This is a genomic window from Paraburkholderia atlantica (assembly GCF_000092885.1).
Classification (GTDB): domain Bacteria; phylum Pseudomonadota; class Gammaproteobacteria; order Burkholderiales; family Burkholderiaceae; genus Paraburkholderia; species Paraburkholderia atlantica.
Genome location: NC_014119.1, coordinates 752,108 through 771,196, shown reverse-complemented (window position 1 = coordinate 771,196; position 19,089 = coordinate 752,108). Strand labels below are relative to the sequence as shown.

The window sequence follows — 19,089 nt, the reverse complement described above, 5'->3', positions numbered from 1 at the left end:
TCTGCCTGAATCCTGTGATGAAAGCGCTTTCAGATATGAAGAAACGCAGTCCGTCCGATGATGAAATCGAAAAAAAAGAAAAAGCAGCCGATGCGACGAGGGTGGAGGAGGCGTCGCACCGGCCTCTCTATGAAAGAGAAATAAACAGTCCTTGAAACAAAGAGATCGCTACGATTGCCGGTCAGGCAACTTCAACTCAGAACGAATGCATGATCCCGGCGAAGACGCCAGTCTGGCTGTGACCATAGTTCGGGTTGCTGTTCGACGACGTGCCCGTCACCGGATTGAAGTTGTTGTTGCCGTACGGCCCGTTGCCGAGGTTCAGGTTCGACGTCGAGCTGTTGTGCACATAGCCGGCTTCCGTGTACAGGAACGTGCGCTTCGACAGCGCGTACGTACCGGCGAGCGTGAACAGCGTCGCGTTGCCGTTGCCGTTGTTCGCGTTCGCGTGGTAGACCGCGGCCGTCAACAGCGTGGGCGCCGTGACCTGCCATGCGGCGCCGAACCATTCGTGGTTCACACTGGTCGGCGCGCTCACGCCGAGCGGCTGCGACGCATCGGTCACACCGACGCTCGCGTTGGTCGCGTCAGGCGCGCTCAGATGCTGATAGCCCGCGTACAGCTTGACCGGACCGATCACGTAACTACCGCCGACGAGAATGTCGCGCGAAGCGGAGTACACGTTGTTGAACGAGCCGTTGGCGCCGCGCACTTCGTCGTAGATCACCCGGAAGTCGCCCGAGCCCCACGTGTAGACGCCCTCAACCGCGTTCGTACGACCCTGGCCGGTCGGCACGCCCGCCGCGTTGACCGGCGCCGAGTTCCAGCTCGTGTTGTTGGTCAGCGAATACTGGCCCTTCAGCACGAGGCCGCCGAACAGCACCGGCGAGTTGTACTCCGCGCCGTTGCTTGTGCTCGTCCAGTTACGGCCGCGCACCAGGGTCGAGATCGCGTAGCGCTGCATCACCTGCGGGTCGGTGCCCCAGCTGTCTTGCGCCAGTTCGCCGGCGCCGAGGTTACCGATCTTGAACAGACCCCAGCTGTCGTTCGTAAAGCCCACCGTTGCGTGGCGGCCGAACAGATTGCCCGCCGATGCACCAGTCATCGTATTGAGTTGACCCTCCAACTGGAAGATCGTCTTCGTGCCGCCGCCGAGATCTTCGGAGCCGATGAGGCCGAACCACGAGCAACCCCAGTCGCCGCTTTGAGCTGACCACGCGTGACCGCCCGGAAGGCCGGTTTCAAACTGGATGCCGTTGTCGATACGGCCGTACAGGGTGACGCTGCTCTGCGCATGAGCCACCGTCGTCGCGGCTGCCATCACAGCCACAGCAATAAGCTTCTTCTTCATTTAGATATCCTATATATATTTTGGCGTCTCCAAGCCGCACAGGACGCACGCGTTCTCACACGTTTCCCCTCTTGCCGAAATGTTCGCTTCGTATTCGCATCACATTTCGAGGCGATTATAGGGACGACCTCGCCCCGCGCATCGAACTAACCGCTCAGGGAAAACGCTGTTATCGATAACAGTTGCGCGCCGCCCAATCCCGCAGTAGCACCCTGCTTTGTGACCATTACGTGATGGTCACAAGCGTCGGAAATCCGTTTGGGTTCACGAACCGAAACAATGCGCAAATGCGCCTCGCACGTCGCTCAGCGCTCGCTTAACAAGGAAAATGAAATCAAATGCAAGAAAAATTTCGCGTCTGTTGTTGCGAAGATGCAACGACCCCGCTCGCCTGCATTGCCGGTTGGGCTTGACGAACCCGCGTCGGAGCAGTCAGCAGCGGCGGACATTACCGACTATCATCAATGCATACGATGCCGGGCAACGAGCCGGGCTCAGCCGCATAGCCGGCTGAGTGCGGGATTGTCAGCGCATCTGTCTGGCTCTCGCGCTCCATCACGAACGCTCCAACCAGCCCTATCCCTCGGCTCTCGCTGTTCCCCGCCACGCCGCACCTGCGACGTCCCGCTCGAACACGCTGCCCTTGCGAACTTTTCTGCGGGCGACGGCTTGACCGCCGAACGCCCCGACTGGCCAAACCTCGACGCACAACCGCGTTAACCGCGACAAAGCAATGAAAGAGGATTTTGTCCAATGCACTTCCGTGGCCTCGCATTGAGTCCGACCGGAAGATTTGCCGGGTGAATTTGCCGGCACACCTTGGCATTAATAAGGAGGTATCGTGAAAACAACCCTTGTTTCTACGCTCGCGTTGCTCATTTCAGGCGCAATCGCGCCGATGGCCCATGCTCAGGATTCGCAAGCCACCGACCAACAACTCGCCCATAGCGTGCGGGTCGCGGAGGCACGCAGCGGCGTCGGGATGTCGCATGTGTTCGTCTTTGCCCACTCTGGCCAGATCATGCTGCTCGGATTTGTGCCCGAGCGGGACCATGTCGCGCGTGCCGAACGGGCTGCGATGTCGGTACCCGGTGTCACCTCGGTGGACAACCGACTCTCGCCCGACGCCGGCTCGTTGAACGGGCATTGAAATCGAACTGAATCCACGCGCGGACGACGATCGAAGTAGACCCGCGCGTTGAAGGGATTCGGTTTTCCTGATCCGCCAGTTGAGATTGAGTGACTGGCGCCCTGTTTCGCACGGTCAGCCGCGCGGCCGGTCTGTGCAGCCACTACCTGAAAGCGCTTTCATCCCGCGCCGGCTCACAACCGTCGACTCGGCGCTGATTCGTCCTCCGCCATCTCGTTGGTATGTCGGGTGAATCCCTCATAGCGGGGCTCACGGCCGCTGCTTAACATCACGATTGTTACCGATAACGTTACAAGTAGTTAGAAAGACATCCGAACCGGAATTTCCTCACAGGAGACCAGGAGTGCGTCCTTTAAGGACCTCGATGCGCATGCTCCGCGCAGCGGCCATTTGTACACTCGCATGGACCGCGGGCTGCACGCTCAGCCAGGCGGCTGCCGCTCATGACGGCCCGCCGCTCGCCGCGGCGCCCGCTGAAGCGCTGCCGCCACTGCGCAGTGTGATGGCCGCGCACTTCAAGGTCGGCGCGGCGATCGAACCCGATTCGATCGACAGTCCCGCCGACGCGACGCTGATCGCCGCTCAGTTCTCGAGCCTCACCGCGGAGAACAAGATGAAGCCGGGCACGATCGGCGTCGCAGAAGGCAAGTACAACTTCGAGCCGGCCGACAAGATCATCGCGTTCGCTCAAGCGCACGGCATTGCAGTGCGCGGCCATACGCTCGTGTGGCACTTCAAGGCCGGCGACTGGACTGAGGCGCCGGCCTGGTTCTTCGCCGGTGATCCGAAAGATCCGCACTATCACGACATCGTCGCGAAGCGGCTCAATCGATATGTAACCGACGTCGTCACACACTTCCGAGGCAAGGTCTATGCGTGGGACGTGGTCAACGAGGTGATTAGCGACGATCCGCGTCAGGTGTATCGCGAAGACAGTCCGTGGTATCGAGCGCTCGGCAAGGACTACATTGCGATCGCTTTCCGCGCGGCGCACGCGGCGGACCCGGACGTGAAGCTCTATATCAACGAGTACAACACCGACGATCCGCGCAAGCGCGCAAAGCTGCTTGCGGTGATCCGCGATTTGCGCGCGCAGGGCGTGCCGATCGACGGTGTCGGGCATCAGATGCACATCAGCGTGAACTGGCCGCCACTGCCGAACGTCAGGCAGGCATTCGACGACGTCGCCGCGCTAGGCCTCGAAAACCAGGTGACCGAGCTCGACGTGAGCCTATATACCGATCCGGGAGAATGCTGGAGCAATCCACATGCATGTCTGCCGGACCTCGGCCATCCGGTTCCGAACGACATCATGCGCGCGCAGGCGGAGCGTTACCGCGCGGTGTTCGCTCTGTTCGAGCAGGAGCCGAGCATCAGGGCGGTGACGTTCTGGGGCTACTCGGACAAGCACACGTGGTTGACGTCGACGCCCGTGCCGCGCAACAACCTGCCGCTGCCGTTCGATGCGAACCTGAACCCGAAAGCGGCGCTGTGGACGATCGTCGATTCGTCGTATCAGCCGTAACGTCGATCTTCGTGCGGAAAAGCAGTTGGCGGTCCGCACCTCAAGGCTCGTCCGAGCCGAGTTCCCCGAGCGCGTTCAGGTCCGCCGCGAAATCGTCGACCGGACCGCCCGCCGTTTCATGCGTGCGCGGCGGTGACTTGACCACCGGCGGCGGCATCTTGCCGATGCCTTCATCGATCCGCTCCAGCAGATACGGGAAGAACGGATTCGACGCGATGCGAAACATCGAATCGAGCGTCAGAATCAGCGTGCCGCGTTCGCCGCGCGGCGCGAGCGTGCCGAGGTTCTCGTTGAAGTTCTCCGAATCGTCCGGCGCGATGCCATACAGCGCGTCGGTGATCGGGAAAGGAATCGCGACGTGCGACAACGAGAAAATATCCTGCGGATAGTCGATGCCCAGCGGCTTGATGCGCGTTTGCACTTCACCCGCGTAAACGCTGCGCTCGACGGTATGCGCCGAATCTGACGACACGTTGGCGATCACGGTCGTGCGATAGTTCTGCGGACCGATCCGCAGCAGTCGCGAGAGCGCCGTGTACGACGCGTTGCGTAGAAAGGACCTGAAGCGCACGCTGCGGTTCACGTCGAACAGCACGACTTCGCTGCCGTTCTCAGGCAGCTTGTCGTAGAGCAACGACATCACCGCAGGCGTGCTGACCGTGAAATCCGTCACCGACTGGAACGTCAGAATCGGCGGCAACGAATCGAGGCGGTTCTCGCGCTCGAGCCGCGCAATCTGTTCCTGAATCACGCTCGTGAGGAGATAGGACTGCCGCGCGCCATTCACAGGAAACGAGTTGTACTTGAACGGGTTGAACTCGGGCACGATGCCGAGCCACGCGGCGCGCGCGAAGGCCGGCAGCACCGCGGGCAATCCGGCGAGACCGGCAAAGCGCGCGTAGCGTGTGACGCCGATCATCGGCGAGATCAGGACGACGCGCGTCGGACGCGCGAGCGCGGGATTTTCGATCGCGTCGAGCGCATATTGCAGTGCGAGCGCGCCGCCGTTCGAAAACCCCACCAGCTCGATCGGCTTGTCCGGCCCCACGCGACGTCGCGCTTCGCGTGCCGCGAGCCGCGTGGCCGCGGTCCAGTCCTTCCAGTGCACGTCGGTGAGCCCCGCCGGCACCGTGCCATGCCCCGGCAAGCGGATGCCGATCGCGACGAAACCGCGATCGCGATATCGACGCGCGATATGCCGCATGCTGTACGGCGCATCCGTCATGCCGTGGAGCAGCACGACCGCGCCGACCGGTGGTCCCGATGGTTCGAGAATGTACGAGCGATTCCAGTTTTCGGCGAAATGCCACGGAAAAATCGGCGAGCCCTCGAAATAACGGTTCGCCGGAATGCGCTCGGACGGCCGGATCTTATCGACGACATTAACGCGCACGTCCTCGAAAATCCGATTTTCCGCCTTGATGTACGCGTTCCAGTCGGCGGTGTTCATTTCCTCGACGGTCATTTCGCGCGGCACATAGGTGTGCCATACCGACAGCTCCGGCCCGCGCTGCGAATACCATGCGCGTAGCCCGAACGCGAGCACCGCCAGCAGCACCAGAACCCATGCACTTATCTTTATTACCTTCAGCGACGTGCGCAGCATTCGTGTTCTCTTGATGAGATGAAGGTTGCACCGCGCGCAGGCTGCTCTCTGCGTGGTGTGCGCATGCCGTCATCGCGACGGCTTCCGGTGTGGATATCCTAAGGGCTTTTAATCACCGGTTCAAACTTTGTCGTCCGGCGCGACGCGACGCGGCATCGACGAAGGGCGTGTATGACCGGATGATTGGCATGGCATGCTGGAGAGGCAAGATATGCCAGACGCGAATGATTGCAGGAACAGTCCTTCAGCGACGCTTCCGAGGTCGCTTCGCCCGGTGCCTATGGGCTGCCCATCGAGGCCAAATCGTCGGGGCGTGCGCTTCAATAACGAATAGCCGGGACGCGACCCACGTCGCGCCCCGGCCTTGCCTGCTCGCTGGCAACGACTAACGGCCGCGGATATTGCCGGCCACGCCGCCCGCCGCGCCGCCGATGATCGCGCCCGTCCACGCGTCGCCGCCGGAGATCGCCGCGATGCCCGCACCGGCGCCCGCGCCGAGTGCCGCACCGCCTACCGTTCCCTGCGTCCGCGGGCTCATGTCCGTGCAACCGATCATCGCAGCCAGCGCGCCAATACTGACGATCCACCCAAGTCGTTTCATGATCGTTCTCCTTACGGATTTTTCTTGAGGCCGGGCACGACCATCTGGAACCAGAGGGTCTCGATCACCGGGTGCTGGATCATCGTGGGATTGGCCGCGTAGTAGCTGTCGAGGCCTTGACGCACGCTGTCGAGCGTCTGGCCTTGCATTCCCTTGCCGAAGCGCTGCGCGATGTCATTGCTGTTCGCAGTGTTGCCCGCATAGGCACGCTCGATGTCGATCACGTTCGAGATACCGACCAGATACGCCTTCTTCTGCTCATCGGTCGACTGCATCCATTGCTGGCCCGTGACGATTGGAATGTTCTCCGCACGCGCGACGTTGCCGATCATTGCCAGCGACAGAAAAATCACAGATAACAGCGTTCGCCATTGTGGTTTGCTTACCATCACATACTCCAGGGAAGATATGTTCTCCAGCGGCCCGCCGGCGACCGCATCCGGCGGTGTCGATCGCGCTATTTGGAAGAATGGTCTGTGTGTCTCGTCGATTCTCCTTTCAGGTTCACCGGTCGGCGTGGGTCGCCGGTTTAGGTTCTATTAGCGTTGAGTCGTATCAGCGAATAGACACCTTGATGGTAGAAAATCTCGTGGCGGGTTGGAGTGATTTTCATACATGCTGTGTGCGCGCAACGATTCGAATGGTGTTGGCATCGCCGCGTAACACACGCTATAGAGTCTACAGCCTTTTCTGTAATTTCCAAGCCAATTTCCGCTCGAGGGACGCCCCGTGAAATTTGTGTCAAATTTCATTCGACGAGCGAAAGGGTGTGATGCAATGCGCGTCAACACTGATCGGTTATCCTGCGCTCGATTGGGCGCTGGTGCTATTGCTGACGATTTTTATCGACAGCTATTCAGTGTTCTATCCACGCTATCCGAACGCGGTTGCTTCTGGCTTAATGTTCGGCTTCCTGATTAGGTCATTAATTGAAAACAATGTGAATCTGTCGATTTACGTTCGAGACGCTTCTTCTGGCATTGCATTCGTTTTTTTATTGATGCGTTTGACCATCATCTTTATCTCACACCGTCGTCTGCCGGCCAACGGGCTCCGGTCGATCACACCTTGCCTGCGGTGGACTGGCTGCGCAGCAGCGAAGGGGTTGGCGGTGCGCGGTTGACCGTTAGTTGCGTGATGACTCGGGGCGAATGGAGAGCGTTTCAAATAAGTCCATGCTCGACATTAACAGTCTTTAGCTTGTATTTGCTAAATACAGGGTATAGACTGTATCCACAATTTACAGGTTTTGGCCTGTTACGCCGTCGCAGCCGAACCGGAGATCGACCGTGGACTACGCCATCAAGACACTGAGCCAACTCAGACCGATCCTGCAGGGCTTCAGGAAGGCCGCCGGACTCACTCAAACCGCGATGGCCGCGCATCTCGGTGTCACCCAACAGACCTACGCGCAACTCGAAGCTAATCCGGCGGCCGTCAGTGTCGAACGGCTCTTCAGGGTATTGCGGATCTTGCAGGTCGATCTGAAGCTCACGCAGAGCGGATCGACGCAAAGCGTGGCCATGGAAGCCGCCCCGCCCGCACCGCACCGCTCGCCCTCCCGCCGCGCCGGGAGCGCAGCGCCGGCCGCCGGAGCGCCAGTCGCGACAAAAGGCAACGCCAAACGCGCCACGCGCGCGCAAGCTCCGGCGCAGCGCGCGGCGGCGACATCGCCCGGCGAGGCCAACGACCGCGCCGCAGCCCAGGTATCGGCCACCGGGGCCAAACCGGCTAAATCCGCCGGCACCGCCCAAAAGCCCAAAGCGCTCACACCCGCCAAGGCAACCAAAACGGCCAGCGCCAGCAAGAAACGGGAGGACTGGTAAGCATGGCGCGCAGCACATCGAACCGCCTGAACCTTTGGATGAACGGCCTGCGGGTCGGCGCCTGGGAAACGACCCGCGGCGGCGAACGTCTGACCTATGCCGACGAATGGATCGATGATCCGCAAGGACGCCCGCTATCGCTGTCGCTGCCGTTCACACCGGGCAATCAGCCGTATCGCGGCCAGATCGTCGCCGACTATTTCGACAACCTGTTGCCCGACAGCGAACCGATCCGACGCCGCATCGCCGCGCGCTACCGGACCGGCAGCACCGCGCCGTTTGCGTTGCTCACCACGCTCGGGCGCGACTGCGTCGGCGCCTTGCAACTGCTGCCGCCGGACGAAGAGCCGAGCGATCTGACGAGCATCCACGGCCGCGAACTCAGCGACAGCAACATCGCCGCGCTGCTGCGCGGCACGACGTCGGCGGCGCCGCTCGGGCAGCACGATGCGCTAGAGGACCTGCGTCTGTCGATCGCGGGCGCGCAGGAAAAAACCGCGCTGCTCCGTCATCGCAACCGCTGGCTGCTGCCCGAAGGCAGCACGCCGACCACGCACATCTTCAAGCTGCCGCTCGGTCTCGTCGGCAACATGCGCGCCGATATGCGCACGTCGGTGGAAAACGAATGGCTGTGCTCGCAGATCGTCGCGGCCTATGGGCTCCCCGTCGCGCGTTGCGAAATCGCGCGATTCGACGAGCAGAAGGTATTGATCGTCGAGCGCTTCGATCGCCGTTTGTCGAGCGACGCCACGTGGATCGTGCGTCTGCCGCAAGAGGACATGTGCCAGGCCACTGGCACGTCGGCGCTGCACAAGTACGAGTCCGACGGCGGCCCGGGCATCGAGGCGATCATGGAGATACTCGCGGGGTCCGCCCGTGCAACGACCGACCGCCGCAACTTCTTCGCGACGCAGCTGGTTTTCTGGCTGCTCGCCGCGACCGATGGCCACGCGAAGAACTTCAGCATTGCGCATCTGCCCGGCAATCGCTACGAATCCACACCCCTTTACGACGTGCTGTCCGCGCATCCGATCATCGGCAGCGGTGCGGGACGCCTCGCGGCGCAAAAAGTGAAGCTGGCGATGGCGGTTCGCGGCAAGAACGTCCACTACCTGCTCAACCAGATCCAGCGCCGGCATTGGGTGGCAGAAGGACAGCGCGTGGGTTTCTCCTCCTCCGATGTCGATACGCTGATCGATCAATTGACCGCGCAAACGGAGACGGTGATCGACGCCGTGTCGTCGCAACTGCCCGCCGACTTTCCGCTGGACGTGGCCGATGCGGTCTTCGACGGCATGCGCCGGTTGAACCGGAAGCTTGCCCTGTAAAGCTCCGCCGCTACCTGATTGAGGCGCGGCACCACGGCAACCTCACGCGCGCCGCGCCGCCGCTGCATCGGTCTTCGCCGACGCACGCCACTGCACGCTCAGCAGATGCTCGCGCATGCATTGCGCGGCCGCGTCCGCATCGCGCGCTTTCAGCGCATTGACGACCGCCTGATGCTGTTGTGCGAAAAACAGCCGCGTCTCCTGCGCGGACGTTTTCTCGCGAACCTCAGGCTTCACCCGCATACCGTTGATCACCTCCATCAAAGCGATCAACGCGGGATTACGCGTGGCATGTCCGATCAGCAAATGAAAGCGATGATCCCATTGCTGCCACTCTTCGTCGTTTTTCGCAGCGGCATTTTTGCGTGCGCACTTCTCCAGCTCCTGCAGGTCGTCGCCACTCGCTTTCGTAGCGGCCAGCGCGGCCAGCGCCGGCTCGAACAGCAGCCGCATTTCGGCGATATCCGCGGGACTGGTGCCCACGCGCAAGCCGCGCAGCGTCGGCGCAAACTTCAGCGGCCGCGCGCCCAAATAGGTGCCGCGGCCGACGCCGCGCCACACCCGCCCCGACGCCTCGAGTGAAGCCAGCGCCGCGCGCAACTCGCGGCGGCTCACGTCCAGTTCTTCGGCGAGCTTTCGTTCGGGCGGCAGCACGTCACCGTCCTTCAACTGATGGTCGGCGATGTATTCGAGCAGCGCATCCAGTATCGGTTTTTCCATGTCGCCCACTGAACCAAGTTGTATTGGTTTCAACGATACCAGAATAGCGCCGACTTGACACGAGAGCATCCGGCGATTTTTGATTCGCTATACTGCATCGCATGTTTGATGGTTAACACCGGGTGCAACCCGGCTTCGTTAGACTTACGCTTTCATTTTCCACGGTCGAACCATTACGTATTGGTTCGTCGATTCGGACCCGTCGTCGCAAAGGAGCCACGCATGTCGTTTACAACCCGTCCAGAACTGATCGGCACGTTCGGCATGGTGGCCTCGACGCACTGGCTCGCGAGCGCATCGGCGATGGCGGTCCTCGAAAAAGGCGGCAATGCGTTCGACGCCGCCGCTGCCGCCGGCTTCGTGCTGCAGATCGTCGAGCCGCATCTGAACGGTCCGGGTGGCGAGCTGCCGGTGGTGTTCTACAGCGCGCGCGAAGAACGCGTGCGCGTGCTGTGCGGACAGGGCGTGACGCCCGCGCGCATGACGATCGAACGGATGCGCAAGATGGGGCTCGACGTGGTACCGGGCACGGGCCTGCTGCCCGCAGTCGTGCCGGGCGCGTTCGGCGCATGGATGGCGCTGCTGCGCGACTATGGCCAACTGCCGCTGGAAGACGTGCTGAGCTATGCGATCGGTTACGCGGAAAACGGCTATCCGGTGCTGCCGCGCATGGCATCGTCGATTCTCGCGATTCAGGACTTCTTCCGCACCGAATGGACGACCTCGGCCGAGCAATGGCTGCGCAACGGCGAGGCGCCGATGCCGAACCAGTTGTTCGCGAATCCCGCGATCGCCGAGACCTACAAGCGCATCCTGCGCGAGGCGAACACGCGCAGCGATCGCGCCGAGCAGTGCGAACGCGCGCGCGATGCCTTCTATCGCGGCTTCGTCGCCGACGCGATCGACCAGTACTTCCGTTCGACCGCCGTGCTCGACACCTCGGGCCTGCGCAACAGCGGCCTGCTCGATGCTGGCGATCTCGCGCGCTGGGAGCCGACCTACGAAGACCCGGTGTCGTACGACTACGCGGGCATGCGCGTGCACAAAACCGGCCCATGGGGCCAGGGCCCGATGTTTCTGCAACAGCTCGCGCTGCTGAAGGGCTTCGACCTCGGCGCGATGGACCCCCTTGGGCCCGATTTCGTACACACGGTGATCGAGTGCTCGAAGCTCGCGTTCGCCGATCGCGAAGTGTTCTACGGCGACCCGGCATTTTCCCATGTGCCGATGGACATGCTGCTCAGCGACGCATACAACGACGAGCGGCGCCGCCTCATCGATCCGCGCCGCGCGTCGTTCGAATTCCGCCCCGGGGTGCTCGGCGACAGCGAGCAACGCGCCGCGCGCATCGTCGCGAATGCCGGGCGCGAGCAGGCCGGCGGCTTCGGCCAGGGTGAACCGACCTTCGCGCCGCTGCCCGAATTGCGCGGCGATACCGTGCATCTAGACGTGGTCGACCGCTGGGGCAACATGGTGTCGGCTACGCCGTCGGGCGGCTGGCTGCAGGCGTCGCCAGCGGTGCCGGGTCTCGGCTTCAACGTGACCACGCGCGCGCAGATGTTCTGGATGGAAGAAGGCCTGCCTTCGTCACTCGGCCCGGGCCGCCGCCCGCGCACCACGCTGTCGCCGACGCTCGTCACGCGCGACGGCAAGCCGTACGCCGCTTTCGGCACGCCGGGCGGCGACCAGCAGGATCAGTGGTCGCTGCAGCTGTTTCTCAAGCACGTGCATGGCGGCATGAACTTCCAGGCCGCCGCCGATGCGCCGTCGTTCCAGACCGCGCACTTCCCCGGCTCGTTCTATCCGCGCGCGATGCAGCTCGGCAAGATGTCCGCGGAGTCGCGCTTTCCGGACAGCACGCTCGCCGAACTGCGCGCCCGCGGCCACGATCTCATCGTCGCGGAGCCGTGGGCGCTCGGCCGGGTCTGCGCGGTCGCGATCCGCAACGGTTTGATGCGAGGCGCGGCCACGCCGCGTCAGATGCAGGCTTACGCGATCGGCCGATAAGCGGCCCGAAGCAGCCATCAGCGCAGAATGCGCGGCCTCGCCGCGCCATTTCCTCCAGGAGAAGTTGCCGTGTCCGCCGTCGCCGCCCGTCTTGAAAGACTTCCCATATCGAGCTTTCACCGCAGACTGCTGCTGATCGGCGGGCTCGGGTACATGTTCGACGGACTCGATTCGTCGTCGCTCGCGTTCCTGCTGCCGGTCGTCAGCAAGCTGTGGCAATTGACGAGCGCGCAGACCGGGCTGGTCGCGAGCAGCACTTATATCGGCTACTTTTTCGGCGCATTCCTGTCGGGTGTGCTCGCCGACGTGATCGGCCGGCGCCGCATCATGATGAGCGCGCTCGCCATCTATTGCGTCGCGTCGCTCGCGAGCGCAACCGCGCAAGACTGGCACACGTTCTTCGCATTGCGCGTCGTCGCGGGCTTCGGTTCGGGCGCGGAGACCGTCGTGATCGCACCGTTCCTCGCCGAGTTCGTGCCGCGCCGTTATCGCGGCATGTTCTGCGGCGCGCTGGTCGGCTTCATGTCGTTCGGCTATCTGACCTCGTCGATTCTCGGCTTCGCGGTAGTGCGCAATTTCGCCGACGGCTGGCGCTATCTGGCGGTAATCACGTCGCTGCCCGTCGTGATGCTGCTGTGGTGGCGCCGGACGCTACCCGAATCGCCGCGCTGGCTCGAAAGCCAGGGTCGTGCGGACGAGGCGAACGGCATCGTCGGTCGCATCGAAGCGGCGTTCGTCGAGCGCGGCATTGCGCTTGCTCCCGCGACCGCTAGCAACGCACTTCACGCGATGCCCACTCCGGCCTCAGCGCCGGGACGCGCCAACGCATGGCGCAACGTGGTCGCGCTGTGGTCGAAGCGACTCGCACGGACGACCGCGGTCAGCTGGCTGATGTGGTTCTCGGTCGCGTTCGCGTACTACTCGTTCTTCTCGTGGATCCCGAGTCTGCTCGTCAAGGAAGGACTGACGATGACGAAGAGCTTCGGCTATTCGATCGCGATCTATGGCGCGCAGATTCCCGGCTACTTCTCGGCCGCGTGGCTCAACGAGAAGATCGGCCGTAAGGCGGTGGTCGCTTCCTACATGCTGCTCGGCGGCATCGCGGCGATCACGCTCGCTTTTTCTCACACCGGCATACAGATCATGACCGCAGGCATCGCGCTGTCGTTCTTCATGAACGGCGCATTCGCCGGCGTCTACGCTTACACGCCGGAAGTGTTTCCGACCGCGGTGCGCACGACGGGCACGGGCTCGTCGTCATCGTTCGGCCGCATCGGCTCGGTCAGCGCGCCGATCCTCGTCGGCCTCGTTTATCCGCTGTTCGGCTTCCTCGGTGTGTTCGCGATGACCACGACGGTTCTGGTGATCGGCGCATGCGTGGTGTTCTTCCTCGGCATCGAAACGCGCAACCGCTCGCTCGAAGATATCGAAGCGAGCGAACTCGAACCGGCACGCGACACGCGAGGCCAACTGAACTCCAGCGGCATGCACGGCTGAACGCACTGCGACTCTTCACACTTCCCGATCCGAACGCGATGCAAACGATGCAAGACAACCTGACCGACCCCGCACCGCACGATGCGCAGATGCTGGAAATCGCGGACCTCGAACGTCTCGCGCTGGCGATGCGCTTGAAAGACCAACCGCTCGAGCTGTTCCGCGCGGTTCACGCGGTGGCGGCAAAGGCGATAGGCCTGAGCCTGATCACGATCATGTCCTACGATGCGCGGCGTCACGAGGTCGAACGGGTCTACACGAACATGCCGGACGTCTACCCACTGGGCGGCCGCAAAAAGAAGCAAGGCACCCCGTGGGCGCGACAGATACTCAAGGATCTGAAGCCGTTTCGCGCTGCCACGTCGCAAGGCATTCGCGAGGCCTTCGACGATCATGCGGTGATGACAGGGATGGGTCTCGGTTCGATCCTGAACATTCCGATCGCCTATGACGGCGTGTGCATCGGTACGATGAACCTGACGCACGAGGAAGGCTGGTACACCAGCCGTCATGAAAGTATCGGCCTGCTGATCGGCGCCTTCCTTGCCCCCGCTCTGCTCAGGCAGAGTACGCAATCCCCCGCTTGCGCCGCCCGTCCATGAAAACACCATCCGATCTGCAACACTATCAAGCCGCGACCCGACCGGCGGTCTCGCAAGGCCGCTGGGTGCTGGTCTTCGTGCTCGGCTACCTCGCGCTGATCGCCGATGGCGCCGACGTAATGATGTACGGCCTGACGCTGTCGCGCATCAAGGACGACTTCGGGCTGACCAACGTCGAAGCCGGCGCGCTCGGTAGTCTGACCTTGCTCGGCATGGCGATCGGCGGCATTGCCGGCGGTTGGGCGAGCGATCGTCTGGGCCGCGTGCGCGTCGTCGCGTGGGCGCTCGCGCTGTTCTCGCTCGGCGCGGGAATGCTCGGGTTCACGCACAGCTTCGTCGAATTCGCGGCGGTGCGCTTTATCAGTTCGCTCGGCATTGGCTGCATGGTGCTGGTCACTACACTGGTGGCCGAATACGTGCCGACCGAGCGGCGCTCGCTGGTACTCGGCATGCTGCAAACCGGCATTTCGGCCGGCTATATCGTCGTCATCGCACTCAGCAACTGGATTCTGCCGCAGTACGGCTGGCGCACGCTGTACTACGTGTCGGCCGTGCCGGTGCTGCTCGCATTCGCGATCAAGTTCGCGGTTCCCGAACCGGCGGCATGGCTCGCGAGCCGCGCCGCCGACCGCGCGAGCAAGACGCGACTCGTCGACAATCGCTACGCGCAGATTTTCGGTGACCGCCAGGCACGCACGATGTTCATCCTGTGGACCTTCGCATCGATCTTCGTGCTGTCAGGCTTTTACGGCCTTAACAACTGGCTGCCGACGTACCTCGAAAAAGAACTGCACATCAAGTTCAGCTCGCTGACCGGCTATATGATCGGCACGTACGTGGTCGCCTTCATCGGTAAGATCTTTGCAGGCTGGCTCGGTGATCGCTGGAGCCGGCGCGGCGTGTACGTGCTCGGCTGCATCGGTGCGGCGCTGTTTCTGCCTGTGATCATTTTCTGGCACACGCGCGACAACATTTCCACGCTGATGCTTTTCTTCGGCTTTCTGTATGGCGTGCCGCTCGGCACGATCGGCACGTTCATGTCGGAAAGCTTCGCGACGTCGGTGCGCGGCACCGCAGTGGGCGGTTCGTATAATCTCGGGCGCTTCTGTTCGGGGGCGGCGCCGATCGTCATTGGTTTTATCGCGACGCAATTCTCGATCGGACTCGGCTTTCTCGTGGTCGGCGCGGTGTTCTTTTTGAGCGGCGTGACTGCATTGTTCGTTCCTGATCGGCTATACGATACGCAGCATTAAATCTATAGCGTCCACGTCGGGATCGTCTCTTGTCAAAGAATTGCCCAGGGTCCGGCGCTAAAGCTCAGTCACCGGATAACCTGGGCACCACGATGAAGCATTACTCGTTACCGGCGACGATGTTGGAAATAGTCCAATTGTTCGTCGATACGAGCACATAATCGCCATTGACGCCTAGCCATTTATGCCCGCGCGGCGGCGCATTGAGTCCGTGTCCGCGCCAGTCGTCCATCATGAAATTGTAATTACGGTATTCAGCCGGCACACGTTGGCCTTTATGCCAGTCACGATGCGGAATCGACGGCATCACCTGCTGTCGGCCCGTACCGGCCATCTGGCCGCCCTCGTCCTGCGGCGGCGGTCCAGCCGCGATCGCGAACGCCGACACACCGGCAAACGACAAGGCGACGAGTTGCGCAACAAAGCGATTATTCATGTTCGAACCTCCGTGCGGTGGAAGAAAGCTCCGGGCATTCACGTGATGAACGTGAAAAGTCATCGTCCAGCTACTCGCAGATTCATTAACTCGAACTTCATTGCAGCGATCGCTGGTCTATCGAATGTAATCTTTGCAAATCGCGAGATGTCAAATTCGATATTTCAGGCCTGACTCTAAGTCGTTAAAAAGTATAGTAAAAGGAAGTTCGACTTCAAGCCGGACCGCTTGGCGGCAGCAAAGGCGAGCGTGGCGCTGTCGCCCGCTCGCCACTTCAGCGAGCGGGACGGCACGTCACCAATCACCCGTCAAATTGATCCGCCTGGCTGATCAATAGTCGACCGCATCGCGGATAATCGGGCAGGTCATGCAGTGACCGCCGCCACGTCCACGGCCCAGCTCCGCACCGACGATCGTAATCACCTCGATGCCCTGCTTACGCAACAGCGTGTTCGTGTACGTGTTGCGGTCGTATGCATAGACAACGCCCGGCGACGCGCACACGAGGTTCGCACCGCTATCCCACTGCGTGCGCTCGCGCTGATAGTCGCTACCGCCCGCTTCGACCACGCGTAGCTGCTTGAGGCCGAGCGCCTCGGCGACGACATCGGTGAACGGCTTGTTTTCCGCGTGCAATTCGACGCCGCTCGGATGGCTGCTCGGCCGATAAGAATAGGTGCGCGTCTTTGCCATGAAGTCCGGGGCCACCAGCACGCAATCTCGATCGGCGAACGTGAACACGGTATCGAGGTGCATCGCCGCGCGAATCTTCGGCATCGCCGCGACGATCACGCGCTCGGCCGCGCCTTTCTGGAACAGCGTTGCCGCCAGTTGACTGATGGCCTGCCGCGAGGTGCGCTCGCTCATGCCGATCAGCACGACGCCCTTGCCGATCGGCATCACGTCGCCGCCTTCCAGCGTGGCAAGACCGTGATCCTGGGTCGGGTCGCCCCACCAGACATTGACCTTGCCCGCGAAGTCGGGGTGGAACCTGTAGATCGCCGTGGTCAGGATCGTCTCTTCGTGGCGGGCCGGCCAGTACAGCGCATTCAGCGTGACGCCGCCATAGATCCAGCAGGTCGTGTCGCGCGTGTACAGTGTGTTCGGCAACGGCGGCAGCAGATATTCGGTGCCGCCCGCCGCTTCCTTCGCGACCTCCAGCGCCTTGCCGCCGTGCGCTTCCGGGAAGTCGTGCGTCGATAAGCCGCCAATCAGCGTTTCGGCCAGCTTGCGATTGTCGAGCCCTTCCAGATAGCTTCTCAATTCATCGATAAAGCCGAGGCCAACCTGATTCGGCACCACCTGGTTGTCGAGAATCCACTTCTTGCCCTCTTGCACCGCGACCGTTTCGGCGAGCAGATTGTGCATCTCCACCACTTCGACGCCACGGTCGCGCATCTTCGTGACGAAGTCGAAGTGGTCGCGCTTCGCGTTCTCGACCCACAGCACGTCGTCGAACAGCAGTTCATCGCAATTGCTCGGGGTAAGACGCTGATGCGCGAGCCCCGGTGCGCAGACCATCACTTTGCGCAGCTGCCCGACTTCCGAGTAGACACCCAAACCACCCGCTTTCGCGTCCGTGTTCGCCATGATGACCTCCTGAATATCAGTGGTGACCCGCTCTGTTCAATCTGATGTCGTTAGATTGTGATCCTTCCGGTTACGAGGGCGTAGACGCCGATGATCGCGCCAATGACGATGACGGTAAAGATGAACCAGTCGGAAGTGATGAAAACGTTCTTGCTCTGCTCTCGTCGTGCCCAAAAGTAAAGCGCTGTGCCGGGCGCGTACAGCACTGCGGCAAGCAGAATGAATTTCAGGCCGCCCGCAAAGATCATGAATGCGGTATAGATCACGGCGATTGCGGCCATGATCAGGTCGCGCCGGCGCTCGTCGGCGCGCAGGTCGTAACCGTCGCCGCGATTCGCGTTCATGCATCCGAACACCGCGACGAGCAGGTACGGAATCAACGACATCGCGCTCGTCAGATTCAACATCAACGCGAATGCATCGCGCGAGAAGTACGTGCTGATGACGAGCAGCTGCACCACGATGTTGGTCAACCACAATGCATTAGCCGGCGTCTTGTTGACGTTTTCCTTGCCGAAGATCGCAGGCATGTCTTCGGTCCTCGCCGCCGAGAACAACACTTCGGCGCAGATCAACGACCAGGCCAGATAAGCGCCAAGCACCGAAATCAGCAGACCTATGCTGACGAAAACGGCACCCCAGTGACCGACCACCGCTTCGAGCACCGCAGACATCGACGGCTGCCGCATCGCCGCAATGTCCACGCGCTCGAGCACCGCATAAGGCAGCATCGTCACGAGCACCATCAGTGACGTTACGACGACGAATCCGAGTATCGTCGAATGCCCGACGTCCGAGCGCTTCTTTGCATAACGGGAATAAACGCTCGCCCCTTCGATACCGATGAACACGAACACCGTGACCAGCATGGTGGCCCGGACCTGCTCGAAGATATTGCCTTCGAGACCGCCGCCGTAAAGGTTGGCCTGGAACAGGTCCATTCGAAAGCCGAACAACAGGATCAGGATGAACACCAGAATCGGGATGATCTTGGCGACCGTGACGATACCGTTGATGAAGGCCGCCTGCTGCACGCCCTTCAGGATCATGTAATGAAATAGCCAGATGCCGATCGATGCAACGACGATCGCGACGACCGTATTACCGTCGCCAAATACGGGAAAGAATGCGCCGAGTGTCGACTTGATCAGCACCCAGTAAGAAACATTGCCGATACAACTGCTGATCCAGTAGCCAAATGCGGAGAGAAAGCCCGGGTAGTCGCCAAAGCCCGCTTTCGCATACGCAAACACGCCGGCGTCCAGTTCGGGCTTTCGTTCGGCCAGCGTCTGAAATACGCGCGCCAGCATAAACATGCCCGTGCCCGCAATCAGCCACGCAATCAGGGCGCCCAACGGACCCGTGGCATCGGCAAAGGTACGCGGTAGGGAAAATATTCCGGCTCCGACCATGCCGCCCACGACCATTCCGGTGAGTTGCATTTTTGACAGCTTCTGTGGAGTGGACGCCATTCCGATTCCTTTTTAGTTACCTTTTTAACAAGGATCTGTAATCAGATTCGAACGAAACGTGTCTCTCGGCCAATCTTGCTGTTGATCAGCCGCGTTACTCTGCAACCACCACACGAAAAGAATGG

Annotated in this window: 18 protein-coding genes; 10 read left to right on the top strand and 8 right to left on the bottom strand. The window is 61.7% G+C overall.

Features of this window, described 5'->3' with window-relative positions; all coding sequences use genetic code 11:
* Window positions 1–17 precede the first annotated feature (17 nt).
* A complete protein-coding gene (locus tag BC1002_RS38075; RefSeq protein ID WP_157874826.1) occupies window positions 18–155 on the top strand; it encodes a hypothetical protein in 138 nt (45 codons plus the stop codon).
* Window positions 156–196: 41 nt separating this feature from the next.
* Here BC1002_RS38075 and BC1002_RS31065 read toward each other — a convergent pair whose 3' ends face one another.
* On the bottom strand, window positions 197–1,351 hold the full coding sequence (locus tag BC1002_RS31065; RefSeq protein WP_013093939.1) for a porin: 1,155 nt from the start codon (window positions 1,349–1,351) through the stop codon (window positions 197–199).
* A gap of 841 nt (window positions 1,352–2,192) precedes the next feature.
* Between BC1002_RS31065 and BC1002_RS31060 the strand changes: the two genes are divergently transcribed.
* Window positions 2,193–2,501 (top strand): BON domain-containing protein, encoded by a 309-nt coding sequence (locus BC1002_RS31060; RefSeq protein ID WP_013093938.1) that lies wholly within the window; start codon window positions 2,193–2,195, stop codon window positions 2,499–2,501.
* A gap of 364 nt (window positions 2,502–2,865) precedes the next feature.
* Entirely contained in the window at window positions 2,866–4,026 is a 1,161-nt protein-coding gene (locus BC1002_RS31055) for an endo-1,4-beta-xylanase (protein WP_013093937.1), read from the top strand.
* A gap of 40 nt (window positions 4,027–4,066) precedes the next feature.
* Here BC1002_RS31055 and BC1002_RS31050 read toward each other — a convergent pair whose 3' ends face one another.
* The 3 genes from BC1002_RS31050 to BC1002_RS31040 all read right to left on the bottom strand — a co-directional run bounded on the left by BC1002_RS31050 (window position 4,067) and on the right by BC1002_RS31040 (window position 6,622).
* Window positions 4,067–5,632 (bottom strand): alpha/beta hydrolase, encoded by a 1,566-nt coding sequence (locus BC1002_RS31050; RefSeq protein WP_013093936.1) that lies wholly within the window; start codon window positions 5,630–5,632, stop codon window positions 4,067–4,069.
* A 385-nt stretch (window positions 5,633–6,017) separates the two neighbouring features.
* Window positions 6,018–6,233, bottom strand: coding sequence for a YMGG-like glycine zipper-containing protein (locus tag BC1002_RS31045; protein ID WP_013093935.1), 216 nt, complete (start codon window positions 6,231–6,233; stop codon window positions 6,018–6,020).
* Window positions 6,234–6,244: 11 nt separating this feature from the next.
* Window positions 6,245–6,622 (bottom strand): hypothetical protein, encoded by a 378-nt coding sequence (locus tag BC1002_RS31040; RefSeq protein ID WP_013093934.1) that lies wholly within the window; start codon window positions 6,620–6,622, stop codon window positions 6,245–6,247.
* A gap of 383 nt (window positions 6,623–7,005) precedes the next feature.
* On the opposite strand from BC1002_RS31040, the gene BC1002_RS31035 reads away from it, so the two are divergent.
* From BC1002_RS31035 to BC1002_RS31025, 3 genes are all read left to right on the top strand, one after another.
* On the top strand, window positions 7,006–7,356 hold the full coding sequence (locus BC1002_RS31035; RefSeq protein WP_013093933.1) for a hypothetical protein: 351 nt from the start codon (window positions 7,006–7,008) through the stop codon (window positions 7,354–7,356).
* Window positions 7,357–7,522: 166 nt separating this feature from the next.
* Complete coding sequence (locus BC1002_RS31030; protein ID WP_013093932.1) at window positions 7,523–8,059, top strand: helix-turn-helix transcriptional regulator; 537 nt, start codon at window positions 7,523–7,525, stop codon at window positions 8,057–8,059.
* A 2-nt stretch (window positions 8,060–8,061) separates the two neighbouring features.
* On the top strand, window positions 8,062–9,387 hold the full coding sequence (locus tag BC1002_RS31025; protein ID WP_013093931.1) for a type II toxin-antitoxin system HipA family toxin: 1,326 nt from the start codon (window positions 8,062–8,064) through the stop codon (window positions 9,385–9,387).
* 42 nt (window positions 9,388–9,429) lie between these two features.
* On the opposite strand, the gene BC1002_RS31020 is transcribed toward BC1002_RS31025, so the two are convergent.
* Window positions 9,430–10,107, bottom strand: coding sequence for a FadR/GntR family transcriptional regulator (locus tag BC1002_RS31020; RefSeq protein ID WP_013093930.1), 678 nt, complete (start codon window positions 10,105–10,107; stop codon window positions 9,430–9,432).
* Between the two features lie 222 nt (window positions 10,108–10,329).
* Here BC1002_RS31020 and BC1002_RS31015 point away from each other — a divergent pair, with 222 nt between their 5' ends.
* The 4 genes from BC1002_RS31015 (at window position 10,330) to BC1002_RS31000 (ending at window position 15,466) form a co-directional block, all read left to right on the top strand.
* On the top strand, window positions 10,330–12,114 hold the full coding sequence (locus BC1002_RS31015; protein WP_013093929.1) for a gamma-glutamyltransferase family protein: 1,785 nt from the start codon (window positions 10,330–10,332) through the stop codon (window positions 12,112–12,114).
* Between the two features lie 69 nt (window positions 12,115–12,183).
* Entirely contained in the window at window positions 12,184–13,611 is a 1,428-nt protein-coding gene (locus BC1002_RS31010; protein ID WP_013093928.1) for an MFS transporter, read from the top strand.
* Window positions 13,612–13,649: 38 nt separating this feature from the next.
* Entirely contained in the window at window positions 13,650–14,213 is a 564-nt protein-coding gene (locus tag BC1002_RS31005) for a GAF domain-containing protein (protein ID WP_013093927.1), read from the top strand.
* The gene (locus tag BC1002_RS31000) at window positions 14,210–15,466 is read left to right on the top strand and encodes an MFS transporter (RefSeq protein ID WP_013093926.1); all 1,257 of its coding nucleotides are present in this window, start codon (window positions 14,210–14,212) and stop codon (window positions 15,464–15,466) included. The genes BC1002_RS31005 and BC1002_RS31000 overlap by 4 nt, the downstream gene beginning before the upstream one ends.
* Before the next feature lie 100 nt (window positions 15,467–15,566).
* On the opposite strand, the gene BC1002_RS30995 is transcribed toward BC1002_RS31000, so the two are convergent.
* The 3 genes from BC1002_RS30995 to BC1002_RS30985 all read right to left on the bottom strand — a co-directional run bounded on the left by BC1002_RS30995 (window position 15,567) and on the right by BC1002_RS30985 (window position 18,964).
* Entirely contained in the window at window positions 15,567–15,965 is a 399-nt protein-coding gene (locus BC1002_RS30995) for an RcnB family protein (RefSeq protein WP_238538032.1), read from the bottom strand.
* Between the two features lie 267 nt (window positions 15,966–16,232).
* Window positions 16,233–17,423 (bottom strand): arginine deiminase, encoded by a 1,191-nt coding sequence (locus tag BC1002_RS30990; RefSeq protein WP_375791823.1) that lies wholly within the window; start codon window positions 17,421–17,423, stop codon window positions 16,233–16,235.
* Between the two features lie 119 nt (window positions 17,424–17,542).
* A complete protein-coding gene (locus BC1002_RS30985; protein ID WP_013093923.1) occupies window positions 17,543–18,964 on the bottom strand; it encodes a basic amino acid/polyamine antiporter in 1,422 nt (473 codons plus the stop codon).
* Window positions 18,965–19,089 lie beyond the last annotated feature (125 nt).

What these genes read in the sequence shown, in the direction of transcription:
- BC1002_RS30985 (WP_013093923.1), bottom strand. Translation starts at nt 18,964, where the DNA reads ATGGCGTCCACTCCACAGAAGCTGTCAAAAATGCAACTCACCGGAATG.
- BC1002_RS30990 (WP_375791823.1), bottom strand. Translation starts at nt 17,423, where the DNA reads ATGGTCTGCGCACCGGGGCTCGCGCATCAGCGTCTTACCCCGAGCAAT.
- BC1002_RS31040 (WP_013093934.1), bottom strand. Translation starts at nt 6,622, where the DNA reads ATGGTAAGCAAACCACAATGGCGAACGCTGTTATCTGTGATTTTTCTG.
- BC1002_RS31020 (WP_013093930.1), bottom strand. Translation starts at nt 10,107, where the DNA reads ATGGAAAAACCGATACTGGATGCGCTGCTCGAATACATCGCCGACCAT.
- BC1002_RS31015 (WP_013093929.1), top strand. Translation starts at nt 10,330, where the DNA reads ATGTCGTTTACAACCCGTCCAGAACTGATCGGCACGTTCGGCATGGTG.
- BC1002_RS38075 (WP_157874826.1), top strand. Translation starts at nt 18, where the DNA reads ATGAAAGCGCTTTCAGATATGAAGAAACGCAGTCCGTCCGATGATGAA.
- BC1002_RS31055 (WP_013093937.1), top strand. Translation starts at nt 2,866, where the DNA reads ATGCGCATGCTCCGCGCAGCGGCCATTTGTACACTCGCATGGACCGCG.
- BC1002_RS31000 (WP_013093926.1), top strand. Translation starts at nt 14,210, where the DNA reads ATGAAAACACCATCCGATCTGCAACACTATCAAGCCGCGACCCGACCG.
- BC1002_RS31025 (WP_013093931.1), top strand. Translation starts at nt 8,062, where the DNA reads ATGGCGCGCAGCACATCGAACCGCCTGAACCTTTGGATGAACGGCCTG.
- BC1002_RS31035 (WP_013093933.1), top strand. Translation starts at nt 7,006, where the DNA reads ATGCAATGCGCGTCAACACTGATCGGTTATCCTGCGCTCGATTGGGCG.
- BC1002_RS31065 (WP_013093939.1), bottom strand. Translation starts at nt 1,351, where the DNA reads ATGAAGAAGAAGCTTATTGCTGTGGCTGTGATGGCAGCCGCGACGACG.
- BC1002_RS31005 (WP_013093927.1), top strand. Translation starts at nt 13,650, where the DNA reads ATGCAAACGATGCAAGACAACCTGACCGACCCCGCACCGCACGATGCG.
- BC1002_RS30995 (WP_238538032.1), bottom strand. Translation starts at nt 15,965, where the DNA reads ATGACTTTTCACGTTCATCACGTGAATGCCCGGAGCTTTCTTCCACCG.
- BC1002_RS31050 (WP_013093936.1), bottom strand. Translation starts at nt 5,632, where the DNA reads ATGCTGCGCACGTCGCTGAAGGTAATAAAGATAAGTGCATGGGTTCTG.
- BC1002_RS31045 (WP_013093935.1), bottom strand. Translation starts at nt 6,233, where the DNA reads ATGAAACGACTTGGGTGGATCGTCAGTATTGGCGCGCTGGCTGCGATG.